At 35.2% G+C, this 19736-nt stretch carries 12 protein-coding genes; 9 read left to right on the top strand and 3 right to left on the bottom strand.

What is annotated here, in order from left to right; all coding sequences use genetic code 11:
* Positions 1 to 296: 296 nt before the first annotated feature.
* Positions 297 to 1616 carry an adenylate/guanylate cyclase domain-containing protein gene (locus OQ292_RS27765; protein WP_284687550.1) on the bottom strand — a complete coding sequence of 440 codons (1320 nt, stop codon included), beginning with the start codon at positions 1614 to 1616 and terminating at the stop codon, positions 297 to 299.
* Positions 1617 to 1880: 264 nt separating this feature from the next.
* Here OQ292_RS27765 and OQ292_RS27760 point away from each other — a divergent pair, with 264 nt between their 5' ends.
* On the top strand, positions 1881 to 3191 hold the full coding sequence (locus OQ292_RS27760) for an O-acetylhomoserine aminocarboxypropyltransferase/cysteine synthase family protein (protein WP_284687549.1): 1311 nt from the start codon (positions 1881 to 1883) through the stop codon (positions 3189 to 3191).
* 41 nt (positions 3192 to 3232) lie between these two features.
* On the opposite strand, the gene OQ292_RS27755 is transcribed toward OQ292_RS27760, so the two are convergent.
* Entirely contained in the window at positions 3233 to 6214 is a 2982-nt protein-coding gene (locus tag OQ292_RS27755; RefSeq protein ID WP_284687548.1) for a CHAT domain-containing protein, read from the bottom strand.
* A 189-nt stretch (positions 6215 to 6403) separates the two neighbouring features.
* Between OQ292_RS27755 and OQ292_RS27750 the strand changes: the two genes are divergently transcribed.
* The 6 genes from OQ292_RS27750 to OQ292_RS27725 all read left to right on the top strand — a co-directional run bounded on the left by OQ292_RS27750 (position 6404) and on the right by OQ292_RS27725 (position 13692).
* Entirely contained in the window at positions 6404 to 6754 is a 351-nt protein-coding gene (locus tag OQ292_RS27750; RefSeq protein WP_284687547.1) for a hypothetical protein, read from the top strand.
* 184 nt (positions 6755 to 6938) lie between these two features.
* Complete coding sequence (locus OQ292_RS27745; RefSeq protein ID WP_284687546.1) at positions 6939 to 7505, top strand: sigma-70 family RNA polymerase sigma factor; 567 nt, start codon at positions 6939 to 6941, stop codon at positions 7503 to 7505.
* A gap of 12 nt (positions 7506 to 7517) precedes the next feature.
* Complete coding sequence (locus OQ292_RS27740; RefSeq protein ID WP_284687545.1) at positions 7518 to 8261, top strand: tetratricopeptide repeat protein; 744 nt, start codon at positions 7518 to 7520, stop codon at positions 8259 to 8261.
* Positions 8262 to 8437: 176 nt separating this feature from the next.
* Positions 8438 to 10540: an IPT/TIG domain-containing protein gene (locus tag OQ292_RS27735; RefSeq protein ID WP_284687544.1), complete on the top strand. Its 2103-nt coding sequence runs from the start codon at positions 8438 to 8440 to the stop codon at positions 10538 to 10540.
* Positions 10541 to 10677: 137 nt separating this feature from the next.
* Positions 10678 to 11016 carry a PadR family transcriptional regulator gene (locus tag OQ292_RS27730; RefSeq protein WP_284687543.1) on the top strand — a complete coding sequence of 113 codons (339 nt, stop codon included), beginning with the start codon at positions 10678 to 10680 and terminating at the stop codon, positions 11014 to 11016.
* A 39-nt stretch (positions 11017 to 11055) separates the two neighbouring features.
* Positions 11056 to 13692 carry an ABC transporter permease gene (locus tag OQ292_RS27725; protein ID WP_284687542.1) on the top strand — a complete coding sequence of 879 codons (2637 nt, stop codon included), beginning with the start codon at positions 11056 to 11058 and terminating at the stop codon, positions 13690 to 13692.
* Positions 13693 to 13822: 130 nt separating this feature from the next.
* Here the strand turns inward: OQ292_RS27725 and OQ292_RS27720 are convergent, their stop codons facing one another.
* Positions 13823 to 14800 carry a hypothetical protein gene (locus OQ292_RS27720; RefSeq protein ID WP_284687541.1) on the bottom strand — a complete coding sequence of 326 codons (978 nt, stop codon included), beginning with the start codon at positions 14798 to 14800 and terminating at the stop codon, positions 13823 to 13825.
* Positions 14801 to 15100: 300 nt separating this feature from the next.
* Here OQ292_RS27720 and OQ292_RS27715 point away from each other — a divergent pair, with 300 nt between their 5' ends.
* Together OQ292_RS27715 and OQ292_RS27710 are read left to right on the top strand one after the other, a co-directional pair.
* Positions 15101 to 18085, top strand: a complete 2985-nt coding sequence (locus OQ292_RS27715; RefSeq protein ID WP_284687540.1) for a DPP IV N-terminal domain-containing protein — start codon at positions 15101 to 15103, stop codon at positions 18083 to 18085.
* Positions 18082 to 19368 carry an FAD-dependent oxidoreductase gene (locus OQ292_RS27710; RefSeq protein ID WP_284687539.1) on the top strand — a complete coding sequence of 429 codons (1287 nt, stop codon included), beginning with the start codon at positions 18082 to 18084 and terminating at the stop codon, positions 19366 to 19368. Before OQ292_RS27715 ends, OQ292_RS27710 begins: the two co-directional genes overlap by 4 nt.
* The last annotated feature ends 368 nt before the right edge of the window (positions 19369 to 19736 follow it).

Below are 19736 nucleotides of genomic sequence, written 5' to 3'. Positions count from 1 at the left end.
AATTTTGTTTTACATTTTTTTCTGGTTGCTACCCTACACTTATTTAGCAAGAGTTATGATAATCATGCAGCGGGTGGTATGATGGTAGTTGGGTGGAGTATGTTAGTATTGTTTGTTGTATGCATCTATTTATTGACTTTCACTATTTTGATGATTATAAAGAAAAGTGATAGGAAAATTCATTTTAGTATGATCTTTTTTGTCTTATCTCCTTTATTTTTAGTCTATCTATTCAATATGATACTTTTTCATAAGAAGAAATCTTAAATCGCTTAAAAAGTCATAATTAAACGATTTTAAGCATCCATTGCATCAATAATAATATCAAGGGCAGTATCCCAGGCTTTTGCAATATCGGGAGTAAAAGCCGCTCCCAATTCTTCTTGGATAGATTCGTAAATAATTTCTTTTATTAACAAATAATGTTCGTGCTTTACACCATAGAGTTTGTGTTGTTCTCCCAAAGACCGAAGCCCTAATTTTAGATGTTCTGGTCTGCTTAATCCGTAAATAATTCCGCGTAACATATGAGTGAGCATTTTACCTTGCTCAGTCATATTCTCTTGAAAAAGTTTTTTAACACTAGGCGCTCTTTCAAAAACTTTAGCATAAAAATTAGTAGCAAAATGCTCTTCATTTTTCAGTAATACATTTAGTGTTGACTGTACCCCAAAACTCACATCAGGATTGGTATATCTAAGAATTTCGTAAACAGCAATTAGTTCGTCTTTGCCTTTTAAGGCTTCGGTAGAAATTTTCCCAATATCGAATATTCCTTCTGGTAGGTTTTTGTAGAAGCTTTCAGAAGCTAGCAAGTTGGTTTTAAGTTCTTTATTTTTTCCCTGTATTCTGCTTGTTACATTTACCGAGTCACCTATTACAGCAAACTGTTTATGTCTGGAGTGGCCGATATTTCCGACAAATGCTTTACCGAAATGCAAGCCGATTCCCACTTCAAAATTTGCATTAAATTCCTTTAATTCCCATTTATTTAATCTTTCTAGGGCATATAACATTCCTAAAGCAGCTCTTGCAGCATTTGAACACATTTTAGTTTTAGAACATTTGTCTGTTCCAAAAAGCGCTACAATTTCATCACCAGCGTATTGGTAAATTATGCCATTGTTCATAAAAACAGGATCGCCCAACGTACTAAAAAAGCGATTGAGCATATGTGCCAAATCGAAATTAGAATGTTGGTTTGCCAAAGGTGTAAAATTGCGCATGTCACAAAATAGAAATGCCAGTTCTAACTCATCTCCAATACCAAAAGGAATTGTTTCTAATTGAAGATTACTAATCTCGGCACTTGTCCAAAGTAATCTTTCTAAAGCTACTTGGTTGTGTTTAAGTTTTGTTTGGCAACCCAAACGGATAGAAGGGTCCCAGTTTCTTTTTTTAGCAGTTTCAATTTCTTGTTTTGTTGGCGAAGAGAGATTTTCTGCTCCGTCGATCACCCTAATTCTGCAAGTGGTGCACAAGCCATGACCTCCGCATTCGTGCAAATGTGGTATTTTATTAATAATAGAATATTCTAATATACTTAATCCGGGTTTCTCTACAGAAACTTCCCGGTTTAGGTCACAATACCTAATGGTAGATTTAACCTGAGCCATTGCTAAAAAGGGGATGATGAAAAAAAGAAATATACTTATACTTTCTCAATTTTACCTACTAGGCAATTGTAAATTCTTCTCTAAAGAAAAAAAATACTTAGAAAAATAGCCTTTTACAGGTTGTTACAACACTATTTGAAAAAAAAATAAAAAAATTTTTCAGCGGCCGGTAATAATCTTTTTCCCCTTCCTATTAAGCCTCGAAAACACCCGAAAATGGGATCTAAAAATTCTAAATATTGAAAATTTAAAAAAAACAAGATCATGACTAATTCACTGAAATTTGAAACTTTACAATTGCATGCAGGACAGGAAATCGACGAAACAACCCGTTCGAGAGCAGTTCCAATCTACCAGACAACTTCATACACATTTAAAAACTCAGAACACAGTGCTAACCTTTTTGCACTAAAAGAATTTGGCAACATCTATTCTAGAATAATGAATCCAACTGCAGATGTTTTCGAGAAACGCATCGCAGCTTTAGAAGGTGGAGTAGCAGCCATTGCAGTAGCATCGGGACAAGCCGCTCAATTTGTTGCACTAAGTAACATTCTACAAGCAGGAGATAATTTTATTAGTACCAAAAACCTTTACGGAGGCTCTTACAACCAATTTAAAGTCACATTTAAAAGATTGGGTATTCAGGCAAGATTTACTGAAGACGACGAGCCCGAAACATTTGAAAAATTAATTGATAGTAAAACAAAAGCCATTTATCTTGAAACTATTGGTAATCCTCGATTCAACATTCCAGACTTTAAAAGCATTGCTTCTATTGCTCAAAAGTATAATATTCCTTTGGTTGTGGACAATACATTTGGTGCTGGAGGTTATTTATTCCAACCAATTAAATACGGTGCGAATGTGGTGGTTGCTTCTGCTACTAAATGGATTGGTGGGCATGGCACATGTATAGGTGGTGTAATTGTAGATGGCGGTAATTTTAATTGGGGCAATGGGAAATTTCCTCAATTTACAGAACCAGCAGAAGGTTATCATGGAATCAAATTCTGGGAAATTTTTGGAGAAGGAAACCCAATTGGTTTGCCAAATGTAGCTTATGCCATCCGATGCAGAGTAGAAGGTTTAAGAGATTTTGGTCCATCTATCAGTCCGTTTAATGCTTTCCAGTTGATACAAGGATTAGAGACACTTTCGCTGAGAATGGAAAGAACCGTGCAAAATGCATTGGAACTAGCCACTTGGTTAGAAGCACACCCGATGGTTGAGAAAGTAAATTATCTGGGATTACCTTCTAGTCCTTATCACGAATTAGCCAGAAAATATTTGCGTAAGGGATTTGGCGGAGTATTAACTTTTGAATTAAAAGGAGGACTTGAAAAAGCGGCAAAATTTGTAGATAGCTTAGAGTTGATTAGCCATTTGGCAAATGTTGGAGATGCTAAAACTTTGATTATCCAACCGGCAGCTACTACACACCAACAATTGAGTGATGAAGAACAAAAAGCGTCTGGTGTTACTCCAAATCAATTGAGAATTTCTGTGGGAATTGAGCACATAGATGATATAAAAGCTGACTTGCAAAATGCATTTGCAAAAATCTATCTTTAATACATACTAAATTATGGTCTATATTACTACCCGCTTAAGATTTAGGCGGGTAGTTTTTTCTTTCTTAAAAAATACGAAAACATAGAAGCTAAAATAAATACAGTAATAATTACTGTAGCCCACCAGCTTGTAGTAGCAAATGGAATTTTAACCGGAGTAGTGTCGCCTAAAAGCACAAATGTTGCCCAGTTTGCAGGGTGCGCTTTTAAAGGATCTGCCGTTTTGAGGTACTTTAACTTTGCATCTCTTAAAGCTTCGTTTTTTGGTAAACCAGCTTTTAAGTTTTCAAAGAAATAACCCATTACCTCAGTAGTTGGTTGGTCTTTTGCCCGCCACAAACTCATTACAATACTTGGGCAGCCCGCATATTGGAAAGCCCTTGAAAGACTCATAATACCTTCCCCTTTCTGAATTTTACCATATCCAGTATTGCAAGCACTCAATACAGCTAAATTTGAAGAAAGCTTTAGTCCATAAATTTCAAAGGCATTTAAAAAGCCATCATCTAAACTGTCGGTTGTATTTTCTGCTGTTTGCGTAAACAAAAGTTTAGATCGGTTGGGGTCTTCATCGTCTACCGTGGCATGCATAGCAAGATGTAAAATAGCAGTAGATTTATTTAAATTCTTAAAATTAGTTTCGGTAGCATCATCTCCTAAAAATGCTTTGCCTGAAAAAATACCAGTAGCAAAATTTACTTCTTTAGATGTTCCTGAAAGTTGAGACAGGGCATCTCGATACATAGCCAGCGTATTATTTCCAGACTCGATTTGATTGGAGTAGTCTGGTGCAAAACCAACATAAGAAATTTGCGGCTTTGTATCGCTAATAAATTTACCTGTTTCTAAAGTCATAGAGTTTACATAAGACAAAGCATAATCTTCCACCAAAAAATGAGGTTTGGCTGTTTCTATCGACAGTTCGCTAACCAATGCATCGAAAGGCAAATAACCAAGAATACCATCAGGAACAATGGTAATAGTTTCGATAGCATCGTGGTTAGCCAATGGTTTTTGTACCAACTCTTTGTAGATTTTAAAAGCAAGATGATTGATTGTGCTAAAGTCAGATTGATTATCGGAAATGGCTTGTCTGAAAATTTGTAGTTCTTTGGTGCTTAAATCTTGTTTTTGTGTTTTATCTAGTGTGATAGAATTGTTTGTGATACAGAATATATACCAACTATTTTCACCTTCGAAGTAAGAGAGCACTGCCTGTTTATTTGGTAAGTTTTCCATAATACCATTTACTGAAGCTACCTCTAGGTTGTATTTCATATCGTAATATTGAGGGTAGGCATCGGCAATTTTTTTAGAAAGAGAATCGTATTGCCATTTTAGATTGATAATCTCTTGAGAGATTGCTTCTGATTCAGGTTCGTTTGCCAGATTTTGTTCAGCCAATGTAATTTTTTGCTTAAGCGTTTTTTCCTGTTGTAAAATATTTTGAGGTACACCCTGTATGTTGCTTATCTCATCTGCTTGAATGGTTTCGGCTAAGATGGTGGCTTTATTTTTTTCTGAAAACTCAAAAGCCATTTCCAGATACTTAACCGAATCGGTTTTGAGATAAATCTCATTGCAGAGTTTAATGGCTTTTTCGTAAACATGCACCGTTTCTTTTTGCAATAAAATTTTAGAACCTTCTGCAATGTAACCCCTGCGTAAATGATCGATCAAAGCATTTGCATGCTTGTATCTTTCCAAAGCATTATAAAGTGAAGATAAGTTGGCATCAGCATTTTGGTATTCTGTTTCAAGTATAGCAGCATCTTCAATTAATAAATCCAGTAAAACGGTAGGATTAAGTATTTTTTCAAAAGAAGATTCTTGATTAAAGTTGATCTTATAAAATGAAACTGAGCCAATTCCGGCTTTAATGGCATTTTTTGCTTCTGTAAATTTTTCTTGTTCCCTATAAAGTTGTGCAAGTTGTTGGTAATTATCTCCAATCCAAGGATGAATGTCTTTATAAAGGGCTTTTACAATTTTTAAAGCAGTTTGCAAATGTTGTTCGGCAATTTTGTAATTCCCTTGTTTTTGATTTAGTAAAGAGAGAGATGTATACAAATCGTGTGTTTGTGGATGTATTTCTCCTAGTTTATCCAAACTTTCTTTCATTGCTACATTGTAAAAGCTCAATGCTTTGTCGTATTTCTCACGCGAAAGGTATATATCTCCCAAGTGTCTGTTAGATGAAACCGCCACTTCGTGTAAGTTATTTGCATTTGCAATTATAAGAGATTTTTCAAGGTAATATTTAGCTAAAGAATCATTTTCCAGATTGTTATAAGAGATTCCCAGATTATTATAATTGTAAGCAAGCAGCCAGTAAGTTTCGTCATGCATGCTTATATCAATCTCATTGGCTTTTAGATAATAAGTTATTGCATGGTTTACATCTCCGGCTTTATCATACAAAATTCCCATGTTCACATATACATCAGAAATTTTTCTATGGTACTCACCAAAATGCGATTTATAAATAGGTAGTGCTTTAAAATAACAATTTTTAGATTTACCGTAATCGCCAATATCCATATACAAAATACCGAGGTTGTACAGCGAATGTCCAGTAGTTACATCATTATCACCTAATTCATTTAATCTTATATCGTAAGTTTTTTGTTCATATTCTAAGGCTTTAAAGGGCTTGCCAACTTGCCTGTAAGCTCTTCCGAGATTGCTATAAGGCACAGCGAGTTTTAAATCATTTTTATCATAAGTTAGTAACAAAGTTGCTATACACTCATCATAAAACGGAATGGCTTCTTCGAATTTATAATCTCGAAAATAGCAATTTGCAGTTCGCAATAAACAATGTCCAGCTCTACTATAGACTTCTGCCTGCTTAAACTGATTTGCGGCTGAATCATAATACAGAGAAGCACTGTCGTAATTTTTGGTAGTGTAAAACTCGTTGGCAATTTGCCAAGTAGAATTTGCTTGTGTAGTATCGGCTGATTGAGAGAATAAAATTCCGGGATAACAAAGTATTGTTATTAAAATATACCTGATAGCCATTTTACCGATATTTAGAAGTGAAAAAGTCGCTTAAATAAATCTACATAAAAGCATCAATATATAAAAAAGGAAAATTATTTAATTGAAAACCAATGACTTGTTAAGTATTTAAAAAATCTTTTGTGTGGCCGGTAATAATTCTGATTAGCAAACTATTAAGGGCAGAAGTTAAAACTAAAACACAAAGTAATGGAAACTACAAAAACAACTGAAATCAACTTTAAGGTGGCTACAACCCAATTTTTAACAAGAGAAGAGATAATCGCAAATTCTGTATTTGTATTGGAGCAAGGTTGGGACAAGGCAATTAGCGAATGTGCAAGAGCAGGAGCTAGCATCGTGCTTCCTAATCTAAACATGGGTTCTTTGTTATTGGCACAAACTATTATAAGACAAGGCAAACCGTACATTGTTACCACCGAGTCACTTTGGGAGAAACTAGAAAATGCTTTGCACCACTATCCGGAAATATTGAGCAAGTTAAGTATCATATTTTTTGAGTCAGGTACAATTAATGGAATATGTCCATCTGTAAATTGAAAATCATTAAATAACAAAGTATGAATTAGATTTTTACTAATTGAATGTAATGTGGATGCGATTAAGATGATATGCGGATTAAAACATAAAATAGCCATTTTCTTTGTTTGAAGGCTTACAAGAAAGGTTTTTTAAATAAAAATGTTTAAATTAAATCTGTAAAATTCGCAACATTCATTTTGATATGATGACAGTTGATACTGTAAGTGGTAATCAGGCAATAACTGAGATTAGAACTGGTGGACAAAAATATTTGCAAAGCCTTTATGATGCTCATAGAAAAGAGTTTGTAAAGTGGTCGCTCAAATACTTTAGGTTAGATGAAGATGTGGCAGTAGAGATATATCAGCAAACCTTTATAGCTTTTTATTACAACATTAAAGAGGGTAAACTAACCGAACTTAAAAGCAGTGTAAAGACATACCTTTTTGCTATTGGTAAAAACCTAATGAGAGAACACTTTAAGTCTAAACAGAAATTTGTTGATACACCAGAAGAGAATTTTTTAGATACAGAGCTAGACGATTCCATTATGGCTAAGTATGAAAATGCTGGGTTAAAAGAAACCATAAAAGAATACTTGCAAAAGATTGGCGAACCTTGCAAAACAGTAATAGAGCTTTACTATTTCAGGCATTTCTCGATGGATGCAATTGCAAATCGATTAAATTATAAAACCGAACAAATCGCCGCCAAGCGAAAATTTATTTGCTTGAAACAATTAAAGTCGCTTATGACAGGAAATTTATAATAACCAGATATTATGGAAGAGCCATCAAAAGAGAGGTTGATTCAGGATTACCTGAATGGCACACTCACAATAGAGAAGAAAGCATTGATTGAAAAAGAGCTGGAAGAAGATGCCGAATTTGCAGCCGAGGTGAAAGAGTTTGAAACTTTAGAAACAGGTCTCCATAGCATTGGTGTAGATGCATTTAAGGAAGATATGTTGCAGTGGGAAAAGGAGTATCAGCAGAAACAAAAGCCAACGGGTAAGATTATAAAATTTTGGCCGGGTTATTTGGCAGTAGCTGCTACTATTTTACTTCTGTTGGTGGCTGGTTTATTTTTATACAATACTGAGTCAGATAACAATGCTTTGTATGCATCGCATTTTGTTGCTTACGAAGATATGATTATCAGTAGGGGAGAGGCAAGTCCAGAATCTTTACTTATTACCGGAATGGAAGCTTATAATAACGAAGAGTTTGCGACAGCTTCAGAAAAATTAAATGGCTATTTGGTAAAAAACACCGAAAATAAAGGAGTAGCTTTATACCTAGGTATTGCTCAAATGCAAATTGGTAAATACACAGAAGCTGCTTCAAGTTTTAATATGGCTCAACAAGATTTAAAATTTAAACAGCAAGCTCAATGGTACGAAGCATTACTTTATATTAAAAGTGAACAGCTTGATAAAGCTAAATCTTTATTACAGCAGATAAGTAAAGATACACAACATTATAAGTCTGAAGAAGCAGTGGAAATATTGGAAGAGCTAAACTAATTTTCCCTTAAAATACCGCAATTTGCCAAGATGATTTAAATTATGTTAATAAGAGCTAGATGTTCTGGCTCTTTATTTTTTGCCCACGTAAATAAAAATGGCGCTTGCCATTTTTTTCTTTCAATCATATCGAAACCACCAAATCATGATTTTTTTCAACTCAAACCTCTTGGGCAATGAATGCTATTTATTTTTTATCAAAAACCTTAAGAATATGCAGTGTTAATGGACTCATAATTTTATTCTTATTTTTTGTTAGTACTTGTAAAGATGATGATACTACAGAAGAACCCGAACCACAACCAATTATCACTTCTATCAATCCAACCTCTGGACCAATAGGTACTGAAGTTGCCATCTCTGGGTCTAATTTTAGTGAAACAGCCTCTCAAAACACAGTTAAGTTTAATTCGACAAATGCCACTGTAAAATCATCAAGTACAACCACTATTGTAGTAGATGTTCCAGATGGAGCTACTACCGGAGAAATAACAGTTACGGTTAGAGCACAAACAGCTACAGGACCAGATTTTACTGTAGAAGAAGAAGTTACAGGAATTGAAATAGATTGTTCTGAAAATGAAATAACAAGTTCTATAACTTGGAAAGATGTAGAAAGCGGTGATGCTGTAGATTACATTGTAAACTGTGCTATTTCAGTAACAAATAATGCTTTGCTCACAATAGAACCCGGAGTTATTATAAAGTTTGAAGGTGATGAGAGCGGAATCTTTACTAGCGATGGAGGAGGATTAAAAGCAGTGGGAACTGCAGATGAACCAATAAAATTTTTGGGAACTAGTGAAAATACAGGAGTTTGGAAAGGAATTTACTTTGCTTCTACAAATCCTGAAAACCGTCTCGAATATGTAGAAGTAAAACATGCAGGAAGAACCGAATCGGCACAATCTGGTGTGAAAGGAGCTGTGCAACTTTCTAAAAAAGATGATTCTCGCGGAAGTATTGTGCATTGTACAATCTCCGAAAATGATGGCTATGGAGTGTTTATTACTGAAGAAAGCAATTTGGAAGATTTTAGTGAAAACACTATCAGTGATAATGAGCTCTCAGCAGTTGGAATAGATTTTAATCAAATAGGTAAGTTAGATAGCGAAACAAGTTATGCAAGTGGAAATGTGCAGGCCTATGTTGATGTGAGTAATGCTACGCTCGAAGTGGATGCAACTGTAAAATTGATTGATGTAGCTTACAGATTTACAGAAGGTAGTAAATATTATGTAGAAAAAGCTTTAACCATAGAACCAGGAGTTACAATGGAGTTTACTTCTGGCTCAGGTTTGCGAATGGGAGTGAGCGGTACAGATTGTTCGCTTACCTCAGCTTCTCTCAATGCAGTGGGAACAGCATCTGACCCGATAACATTTAAAGGAGTAACAGATGGAACTGGCAGTTGGGTAGGTATTGGTATTAATTCATCTAGTCCGAGTAACAAACTGATATATTGTAATATTTCTGGTGGTGGAGCTGCTAAGATTTTTAATGCAGGTGATAAGTTTGCCAACATTACCTTACAATGCGATAGTAAAGTCACCATTCAAAATTCAACAATTAGTGAAAGTGGCGAATATGGCATTTACGTTTTAGATGAAGATGCCGTGTTGGATGAATTTGAAAGTAATACTTTAACCGATAATGGTGCAGCTCCAATTTTTATGTATTTCCCGCATATTGGTGAATTGGATAGTACAAGCACTTATCTATCAGGTAATGAAAACCCCTACATACTTGTTTCTGGTGAAGCATTGTCTGATAATGAATTAACTGTGAAAAGTCTAGATGTACCCTATCGCATAGCGGTAAGTAAATCAGGCAGGTCTGTTTATGTAGAGCAAGCGATCACCATAGAACCGGGAGTAATATTTGAATTCGAAACTTCTTCAGGGTTGATACTGGGTAGCCCGGGGGTAGATTGTATTCCAACAACAGGTTCAATTAATGCTGTAGGTGTAGCAGATAATCCTATTATTTTTAGGGGAACAACTGAAGGGCAAGGCACTTGGCAAGGAATAGGGATTAATTCTAGTACTTCTCAAAATGTATTTGAATACTGCGAAATTTCTGATGGAGGTTCTGAGCAATTATATAATGCAGGTGGTCAAGGTAACATCGTAATTCATTGTGATGGAGATTTAAAAATTCATCATTCAACCATTAAAGATAGCGGAGGTTGGGGAATCGATTTTGTACAATCTGCCAACGATCTCGACTTGGATGATAACACTTTCGATAATAATACTTCTGGTGATATTTCACTCTAATCTTTTAATACTTAAAACACGCTGCTTTTCTCGAAAAGTAGCGTGTTTTTTTATTATCAATTTTCAAATTAATAAAAACTGCAATTGCGAATAAAATATTAATCCTCTATATTTACTGCAATCACGAATAATATAACATGAAAATAACGAAGTTAGGAGAATTTGAAGAATTGGTTTTACTCACGGTGATAGTCTTAAAAGAAGAAGCTTACGGAGTGGCCATTAAGAAAGAATTGGAAGATAGGCTAAACTCAACTTTGAGTGTGGGTTCGATTCAGTCTGCTTTAAAAAGAATGGAAGAAAAGGGTTTGCTCACCTCAGAATTTGGTGAAGCTACTAACAGAAGGGGAGGAAAGCGCAAAAGAATTTACGAAGCAACACCTTATGCTTTTAAAGTAATATCAGAACTAAAAGAAATTAGAGTAAGCTTATGGGATGCCATTGCCTCATTTAAGCCGGGTTTTAATATGGGCTAACATGCGCTGAAATACCTATTGTCAAATTATAAAATTACTATGAAAGATTCATCTTCTATTGATCATCATCCACCTCGGTGGCCAGTAAAAATTTTAAAACTTCTTTTAAAGAATGAATATCTGGAGGAGATAGAGGGTGATTTGGAAGAAGTTTTTCAAGATAATGTAGAGATTCATTCTCCTACAAAAGCTACGCGAAAGTACATCTGGGATTCAGTAAAACTGATTCGCCCCTCATTAATAAAAAACCTTAGTGTCAATCCATATTCTAGTGTCGGTATGTTCAAAAACAATTTAAAAGTCTCATTCAGAATACTTAAAAGAAACAAAGCTTATACATTTATTAATGTGTTGGGTATGTCTGTTGGTTTGGCCATTGCCATGCTCATTATGCTATATGCACAGTTTGAGTTGAGTTACGAAGATTATAATCCACAAGCGAGTAGAATGGTGCGGGTTACGCTGGACTATTTAAGTGGCGAAACGGTAATCCATCAAGATTGTGAGACTTATCCACCGCTTGGCCCATTAATGAAAGCGGAGTTTAGCGAAGTAGAAGAATTTACACGAGCTTACCACAACGAAGAAAAAACCATCCAAATAGATGATCAGTTTTTTAGGGAATCTAATATCTATGGCGTTGATCCCGCATTTTTCACTTTGTTCAATTATCCATTTATACAAGGGAACCAGAAAGGCGTATTTACCAAAGCTTACGAAACAGTGTTAACCCGATCTCAAGCTTATAAATATTTTGGAAAAATAGATGTTGTAGGAGAATCATTGAAAATGGCAGGTGTAGAAACACCATTTAAAATTGTAGGTGTTATTGAAGACTGTCCTCCAAATACGCATTTAAAATTTAATATGTTGATCTCTTACCCAACAATGAATGTGCAGTTTCGAGATACAGAAGACAATTGGAATGGAAACAACACTTATACCTATCTTTTACTAAATGATAAAGCGAATTTGGCAAACTTTGGCTTAAGTATGCAAGCCTTTACCAAACGCTTAATAGATGATGAAAAAGTGAGAGATGAAAATGTGGTTTCTCAACCTGTAAAAGACATTCATCTATATTCCAATAAATCTTTTGAACCCGAAAAAAATGGTGATGCTACTTCAGTTTATTTCTTGTTGGGTGTAGCGCTTTTGGTAATTATTATCGCCATTGTAAACTACATTAACCTCTCAACTTCTCGCTCGCTAGATAGAGCCAAAGAAGTGGGGATTAGAAAAGTTTTGGGAACCTCGATGTTTCAGCTTCGCACTCAGTTTTTAACTGAATCGATCTTAATTAACTTATTTGCAGGTGTTTTATCTCTCATTTTAATGTTGGCAACTTTTAGTGAGTTTAAGAATATGGCTGGTTTGCCTATGGACTTTCACTTTATTGGGAACAGTACATTTTGGTTAGTCTTAGTTTCAATTATCATTTTAAACAGTCTACTGTCGGGAGTTTTCCCAGCGTTTATACTTTCTTCATTTAAGCCGGTATCTATTCTTAAAGGCAGATTTTCGCATTCTGCCAAAGGAACATTTATGCGAAAATCCTTAGTCATTTTTCAATTTGCCATTACAATCTTTCTGTTAATTCAAACACTCACTGCCGAAGAACAACTGAGATATATGCGCGAAAAAGATTTGGGTTTAAATATTGAAAGAACCATTGTTGTTGCCTCACCACACGATAGAGATTTGGTAAAGAAAAATCACCAAACCTATAAAAATGAGTTGGAGAAATTTGCCCAATTTACTTCTGTAGCAACTTCAAGTTGTGTTCCGGGATTACCCGCACACGACATGGGAACTACAACCTCCGTTAGACTTGTAGGAGCAAAAGAAAATAGCTTCAATTATTACATTTTGCATATGGATGCTGGCTTTATTCCTACTATGGAAATTGAAGTATTGGCTGGAAGAAATTTTATTGAAAATGCAGAAAGAGACGACGAAGTAATTCTAAATGAAGAAACTGTGAGGTTGTGGGAAATTGCAAATCCCGAAGAAGTAATAGACAAGCAAATAAAATTTTGGGGAAAAGAACTCACCATTGTTGGTGTAATTAAAAACTTCCATCAAGCAAGTGCAAAATCAGCTTATTTGCCTATGATATTTTTGCCTGAAAACTCAGGACTTGCTTATACCAGTATAAAAACTACTGCCGGAGATATAAAAGCAAATCTGGCTTTGATAGAAGAAGTTTATAACAAAAATTACCCTAACAGCCCATTTGAGTACTTTTTCTTAGATCAAGAATACGATAAACAGTTTCGAGCAGATGAGCAATTTCAGCAAGTATTTGGTACGCTTACAGGCTTCGCTATTTTAATCGCCTGTTTGGGTTTATTCGGTTTGGTTTCTTTTACCATTGCCAAGAGAGCCAAAGAAATTGGCGTGCGAAAAGTATTAGGTGCGGAAGTTTGGCAAATCATCCTTTTACTTTCTAAAGACTTTGTTTCATTGGTGTTGTTTTCTATGATTATCGCCATTCCGCTCACTTTCTTTATCATCAACAATTGGTTAGAAAGATATGCATTCAGAATAGATTTAAATGTGTGGTTGTTTGCTATTCCTGCACTGTCAGTTTTATTAGTAGCAGCAATTACAGTTGTGATAGAAACATGGAAAATTTCCCGAGCCAATCCGATTAAATCACTTAGGAGTGAGTGATTTGATTTAAAAAAATAGATTGTATTGAGAAATAGGTTAGCTTATCAGATAAAATGTGAATTTATTCCCATTGTGAGTATTGATGTATTTCAATTTTGCTATACAATTGCTTAGGTTCACATTTTATCTTTTAATTCTCAACTGTGATTTTTCCATTCTGCCATCCTTTAGGAAGGTAGAGGTTTAAGCCTTTGTCATTTTCTATACCAATCAATTTATTCTGTAGTTCAATGCTTCTCATACCAATTTCTGCTCGGTTCTTATTTACAGCTTTTAGATATGCGGAATGCGGTATGCTTCCAAGGAATCCAAATGAAGTTAAAGAATGATGATTAAGTGCTGCAATTCTCCAATCTGCTATTACAGCAAATTCATATGTAGAAATTTCTCCCTTTTTGAGAGCGTCTATTAGCTTTGGTTTTAAGTTAGAATATAATGTATCATTTAAATTATATTTTACAGAAATTGAATTATGATGACTCAAAATAACTGAACCCCATAAATCATTTCCAATCAGTTTTTCACCCGGATATCCAAATCGATCTAAAATATTATTCAATTTTTCCATTTGCTTTTCACTATGTGGGGCAAATTTTTTCTCTGAATATCTTCTTTTAGCTTTTTGTCCAATTTTTACAAATGCACCGAATGCTTTTTTCTGATCTTTTTTGAACATTACATGTACTTGTTCTTTTAATTCCATATTAAGCCTGAGAAGATATTGATTATGTAGTGAATCGTATTCTTGTTCAATATTTTTCCAAGCAGGACTTTTATGAAACAGTTTAAGTTTATTGTCTTTTGAGATATTCTTTAATGTCCATCCATTTGCAATTCCTAATCTGATAAACTTAAAACCAGCTTCAAAATCTTTTTCATATGCGCATAACTGAGTGGCAACTTTAATATCTCGTAAAAAAATAAAATCATATTTTTTGAATAGAGTCTCATAATGCTCAATAGCTTGACTGAATTTATTTTCAGCTATAAGTTGCTCGCAACTAATTATTTCTTTGTTGTAAACTAGGTAGTTGTCTTGCCCAAAAGTTTTGATATTAGAAGAAACAAGGATGATGGTAGTTAATAAAAAGACTAGATAAATTTTCATATAATAAGAAAATGTGTAGAAATCTCTAATGGTTGCAAACTAAGATATTTAGTGCCTTTTTTCATCAATCTACACAACATTGAACACCACTTTTCTAGCCATTTTGACTTTAGTAAATCTCAATTTTTAAAACTTGCATTTGCTAATTTGCTATAAATCCTCTTTATTTAAAAAACCGCACGCCAATAAGCCCATATTATAATCTTCCTCAGAACTTGCAAAAGTTCTCAGCAACGCTAAATGATCAATTATTTATAGACTCTTATGTTACATAAAAGATTACCCCACATTTATTTTGGGTTGGCAATTTTTTTTGCTTTCTCAAGATGTACTACCACACCCAATCTTTCTGAACAGATTGCTACTGAAACAACCAAAGATATTTTACTGAAAGAAGGTACCAACATGGCTTCTGTTTTATCTCCCGATAAAAAAACATTAGCTATAGACTTACAAGGTACTATTTGGTTGGTGCCGGCAGAAGGTGGAAGTGCAAAAGCAATCACCGATGCAATGGGCGATTGCCACGAACCTGCTTGGTCGCCAGACGGTGCTAAGCTTACTTTTCAATCTTATAAAAGTGGCAATTATCAGATTTGGTCAGTGAACAGCGATGGCACAGAATTGACACAAGTAACAGAAGGTGAATTTGATTCTCGTGAACCACACTGGTCTGCAGATGGGGCAAGTATTATTTTTTCGTCTGATAGAAATGGCAATTATGATATTTGGAAAATAGATATTGCTAATAACAAATTGAAAGCTTTAACTACCGATCCGGCAAACGAATATAATCCAGCTTTCTCAGACGATGGACAGTCAATTACTTATGTTTCTGAGAATAAAAATGGCAAAGGTATTTATGTGATGAAAGCTGATGGTAGCGACAACCATTTAGAAGTAGAATCAAAACTAACGGTGGCATCTCCTTCATGGAGTCCAGATGGAAAAAGTATTATTTTTAGTTCATACACCAACAAAAACAGTGAGTTAATACACCATACAGTTGGAGATGTAAGCGCAGATAAAGTTGTAGCGACCAACGAAGATATATTTCCATTTAGAGCAAGTTGGGTAGATAATCAAGAAATATTTTATACTTCCGATGGTAACATCAAGAAAAGATTTATTGGTGAAGATGGCGTAGTAACTATTCCATTCGAAGCAACGGTACAACTCAACCGACCAGATTATAAGAGAAAGCAATACGATTTTAACGATTCCTCATCGCAACCTGCACTGGGCATTATGGGGCCGGCCATCTCACCAGATGGAAAAACAGTTGCCTTTGCCGCTTTGGGTAATATTTATATAAAGAAAGAAGGAACGGAATCTGCTGAAAAATTAACTGATGATAAGTTTGTAGATATAGACCCAACTTGGTCGCCAGATGGAAATAAGCTTGCTTATTTGTCTGATAAGGCAGGTAACATGGATTTGTGGGTGAAAGATTTTACAACTGGTAAATCTGAAAAACTAGTTGATTTAGAAAAGGATTTAGGTTTTCCTGTATGGTCGCCAGATGGAAAAAGCATTGCCTTTTTTGCCAGAGATGAAAGAAATGTTTGGGGTTACGGAGAGCTACAAATTGTAGATGTAGCAAGTGCTTCGGTTAAGTCTTTAGAAAATACATGGTTTGTACCGAGTAAACCAAGTTGGTCAGCAGATAGCAAGATACTAGCTATTATGGTCTTAGATAAATACTCTAGCAGATACAGAGAAGGCTTGAGTAAAATTTTGCGTATTACTACAGATGGTGATGAGTTAGGTTATGTTTCTCCCGAAGAAGGAAGAACACCAGCCATCAGAAATATAAACGGACCGTCTTGGTCACCAGACGGGAAGTATATGGCCTACGTGCAAGATGGCTTGCTATGGCAATTGCCAGTAGATGCCGAAGGAAACCCAACTGGCAAACCAGAAAAACTCACAGAAGAATTATCATCAGCACCAACTTGGACGGCAGATAGCAAGAAAATTTTGTATCTGGCTACAGATCATTTAAAATTACTCGATGTATCAGCGGGAAGTGCAGTAGATATTCCTCTAAATCTCGATTGGAAAAGACCAGTACCAAAAGATGCATATGTGGTGCATGCAGGTAAACTTTTTAACGGTAAAGATTCAACCTATTTAGAAAATGTAGATATCGTCGTAAAAGGAAATCGAATCAGTGAAATTGTTGCTCACAAAGATGATTATGATATTCCGGTAATTGATGCCAGTGATAAAACGATTATTCCGGGACTCTTCGAAATGCACACTCACCAACATGCTACAGTCGGAGAGAAACTGGGTAGAATCTGGTTGTCATACGGCATTACCAACATTCGCGAGCCGGGTGCCGACCCATACGATGCTTTGGAGAGAAAAGAAGCTTGGGCAAGTGGACAGCGCCCCGGTCCAAGAGAGTTTTTTACTGGTGGTCTCACAGATGGAAGTAGAATTTATTACGGTTTGGCGAACAGCATCATTTACAGCTCGCATTTAGATTTGGAAATGGAGCGTGTTCGTAAACTAGGTTACGACATGGTAAAAACCTATGTACGAATGCCCGATTCACTTCAAAAAATTATTACAGAAGGTGCACATGAGATAGGCATTCCGGTTTCTTCGCATGAGATTTTTCCATCAATGAAATATAATGTGGATGCAGTAGAGCATATTCGTGGAACTAGCCGAAGAGGTTATTCTATGAAGCAGTCTAACCTAAAAGCTTCTTATGGAGATGTGGTTCAGCTATTAACTGGTTCACAAATGAATATTACACCAACAATTGGTTTGCAAGGTGGTTTCTACATTTTGGCAGATAAACATCCAGAAATTTATGCCAACAGGCAGCTCAATGTTTTGTATGAAGAGCAATATGTGTCTTCATTAAAAGCATCTATGAGTCGTATTTTAAAGATATTTCCATCTTATCTCGATAATTTCGAAAGAGTACAAAAAGGTGTTTTCGACATTGTGAAGGCTGGTGGTAGAGTTACTGCAGGAACAGACTCACCTTTTATTCCTTACGGAACAAGTTTACACGTAGAAATGCAATTGTTTGTAGATGCTGGTTTATCACCGTATCAAGCATTGCAATCTGCTACTATTAGAGCTGCTGAAGCCGTTGGAGTTGCCAAAGATTTGGGAACAGTAGAAGAAGGCAAATTGGCAGATTTTGTAATTGTAGAAGGAGATCCATTGAATAATATTTTTGATGCATGGAATGTGGTAAGCACATTTAAAGCAGGAGTTAAATACGATATTGACGAATTACTTTTACGTCCACAATCATGAGTAGAAAGCTAGACAGACGTAACTGGTTGAAGCAAAGTTTAACTGCTTCGGCCAGTTTGCTGGCTGGTAACACGCTGGCATCTGGTATTAATAATTTTAATATCAGCAAAAAGAGAAAACCTGTAGCTGTAGTAGCAGGTGCAGGAGTTATGGGTAGTTGGACCGCTTATTTTCTGTTAAAAGCGGGTTACGATGTAACACTGTGCGATCCTTGGGGAGCTGGAAATCCTCATGCTAGTTCTGGAGGTGAAACCCGCCTAATTAGATATCTGTATGGCAAGAATGAAATCTATTTCAATCTGGCTAAGCGATCTATGGAATTATGGAAACAGGAGCAAAAGGCAATTGGTAAAAAGTTGTTCTATCAGAATGGCATGCTAATTTTCTCAGAAATGCCTGTTTACGACTATGCAAAAGAATCTAGAGCATTGTATGAAGCTAATGGATATAAACTAGACAAGATTCCGGCAAAGGATTTAAAAAAGTTATATCCATTTATAAATACAGAAGACCTTGATCATGCTATTTACGATAAAGAAGCTGGTTTTTTATTAGCAGCAGACAGTTGCAAACAAGTAGCTAATTCAATAGAAACACAAGGAGGTACTTTCAAATTTGCATCGGTAAAACCCGGAAAAGTTGAAAGTGGTAAGATGAAAGAAGTGATTTTGCCAGATGGAACAAAGTTAAATGCAGATATCTTTGTATTTGCTAATGGGCCTTGGTTAGGTAAACTATTTCCAGATGTATTTGATGGAAAACTTATGGTAACAAGGCAACCACTTTTCTTCTTTAGTCCACCAAAAGAATTTGCAGCTAAACTTAAGATACCTTTTCCTGTTTGGATGAACAGAGATAAGGCTAATAAGGAAAGAAGCTATGGTGTTTACGACCCTGTTTTAGACGGGTTTAAATTTGCCTATACACAGCTTGAAGTTCGTGACTTTGATCCTGAATATGATCCGAGAATTGTGCAGCAATCTGAGATCGAACATGCGAGGTATCTAATGGAAAAGCGATTTAGTTTTATGAGAAATGCGCCTTTGCTGTTTAGTAAAGTATGCCAACATACAGATACACCAGACAAAAATTTTATATTAGATCAACATCCCGAATGTGGAAATGTATGGCTAATGGGTGGAGGTTCTGGCCATGCGTTTAAACATGGGCCTGCTCTAGGAGAATTGGCAACTAAACAGATTACAGATTCAATTATGCCAATTGAAGATTTTAGTATTAAAAGATTGGAAATACTTAGTTCTTTTACAAAGAATCATAAGTGATAAAAATACTTGTTATACTAACCAAAAAATATGATTTATTTTCCATTATTTGTAAATTTTAATCTTTTTTTTGAAAAAAACGCATTGATTTTTGTTCTATATTAAAAAAAAACTAATTTTAGCAAAGTAGATAAACATCACACCAATACACGAGCTATTTTTATTTATTTACTTATACATTCCAATAACAACTGTTACGACATAATTACATTGCCAACATTTATTATCAGTTGTCCTTAACCTGTAAAATCAATAATCTAACAACAGTTTTAATAGTATCAGTTTGGATTTACAAGTGATTTAGCTTGTACATCTTATTTAATATTTAGGTTTTATTTCCCTCTGTTTTTAAGCTCATATTTTTTATG

Source organism: Chondrinema litorale (genome assembly GCF_026250525.1).
In the GTDB taxonomy this organism is placed as follows: Bacteria; Bacteroidota; Bacteroidia; order Cytophagales; family Flammeovirgaceae; genus Chondrinema; species Chondrinema litorale.
The sequence above is the reverse complement of the archived record's forward strand: the minus strand, read 5'-3'. Positions and strand labels throughout refer to the sequence as shown.

Bases quoted from the DNA above. Each gene is read 5' to 3' on its own strand.
- OQ292_RS27765 (WP_284687550.1), bottom strand. From the start codon at position 1,616: ATGGCTCAGGTTAAATCTACCATTAGGTATTGTGACCTAAACCGGGAA.
- OQ292_RS27760 (WP_284687549.1), top strand. From the start codon at position 1,881: ATGACTAATTCACTGAAATTTGAAACTTTACAATTGCATGCAGGACAG.
- OQ292_RS27755 (WP_284687548.1), bottom strand. From the start codon at position 6,214: ATGGCTATCAGGTATATTTTAATAACAATACTTTGTTATCCCGGAATT.
- OQ292_RS27750 (WP_284687547.1), top strand. From the start codon at position 6,404: ATGGAAACTACAAAAACAACTGAAATCAACTTTAAGGTGGCTACAACC.
- OQ292_RS27745 (WP_284687546.1), top strand. From the start codon at position 6,939: ATGATGACAGTTGATACTGTAAGTGGTAATCAGGCAATAACTGAGATT.
- OQ292_RS27740 (WP_284687545.1), top strand. From the start codon at position 7,518: ATGGAAGAGCCATCAAAAGAGAGGTTGATTCAGGATTACCTGAATGGC.
- OQ292_RS27735 (WP_284687544.1), top strand. From the start codon at position 8,438: ATGAATGCTATTTATTTTTTATCAAAAACCTTAAGAATATGCAGTGTT.
- OQ292_RS27730 (WP_284687543.1), top strand. From the start codon at position 10,678: ATGAAAATAACGAAGTTAGGAGAATTTGAAGAATTGGTTTTACTCACG.
- OQ292_RS27725 (WP_284687542.1), top strand. From the start codon at position 11,056: ATGAAAGATTCATCTTCTATTGATCATCATCCACCTCGGTGGCCAGTA.
- OQ292_RS27720 (WP_284687541.1), bottom strand. From the start codon at position 14,800: ATGAAAATTTATCTAGTCTTTTTATTAACTACCATCATCCTTGTTTCT.
- OQ292_RS27710 (WP_284687539.1), top strand. From the start codon at position 18,082: ATGAGTAGAAAGCTAGACAGACGTAACTGGTTGAAGCAAAGTTTAACT.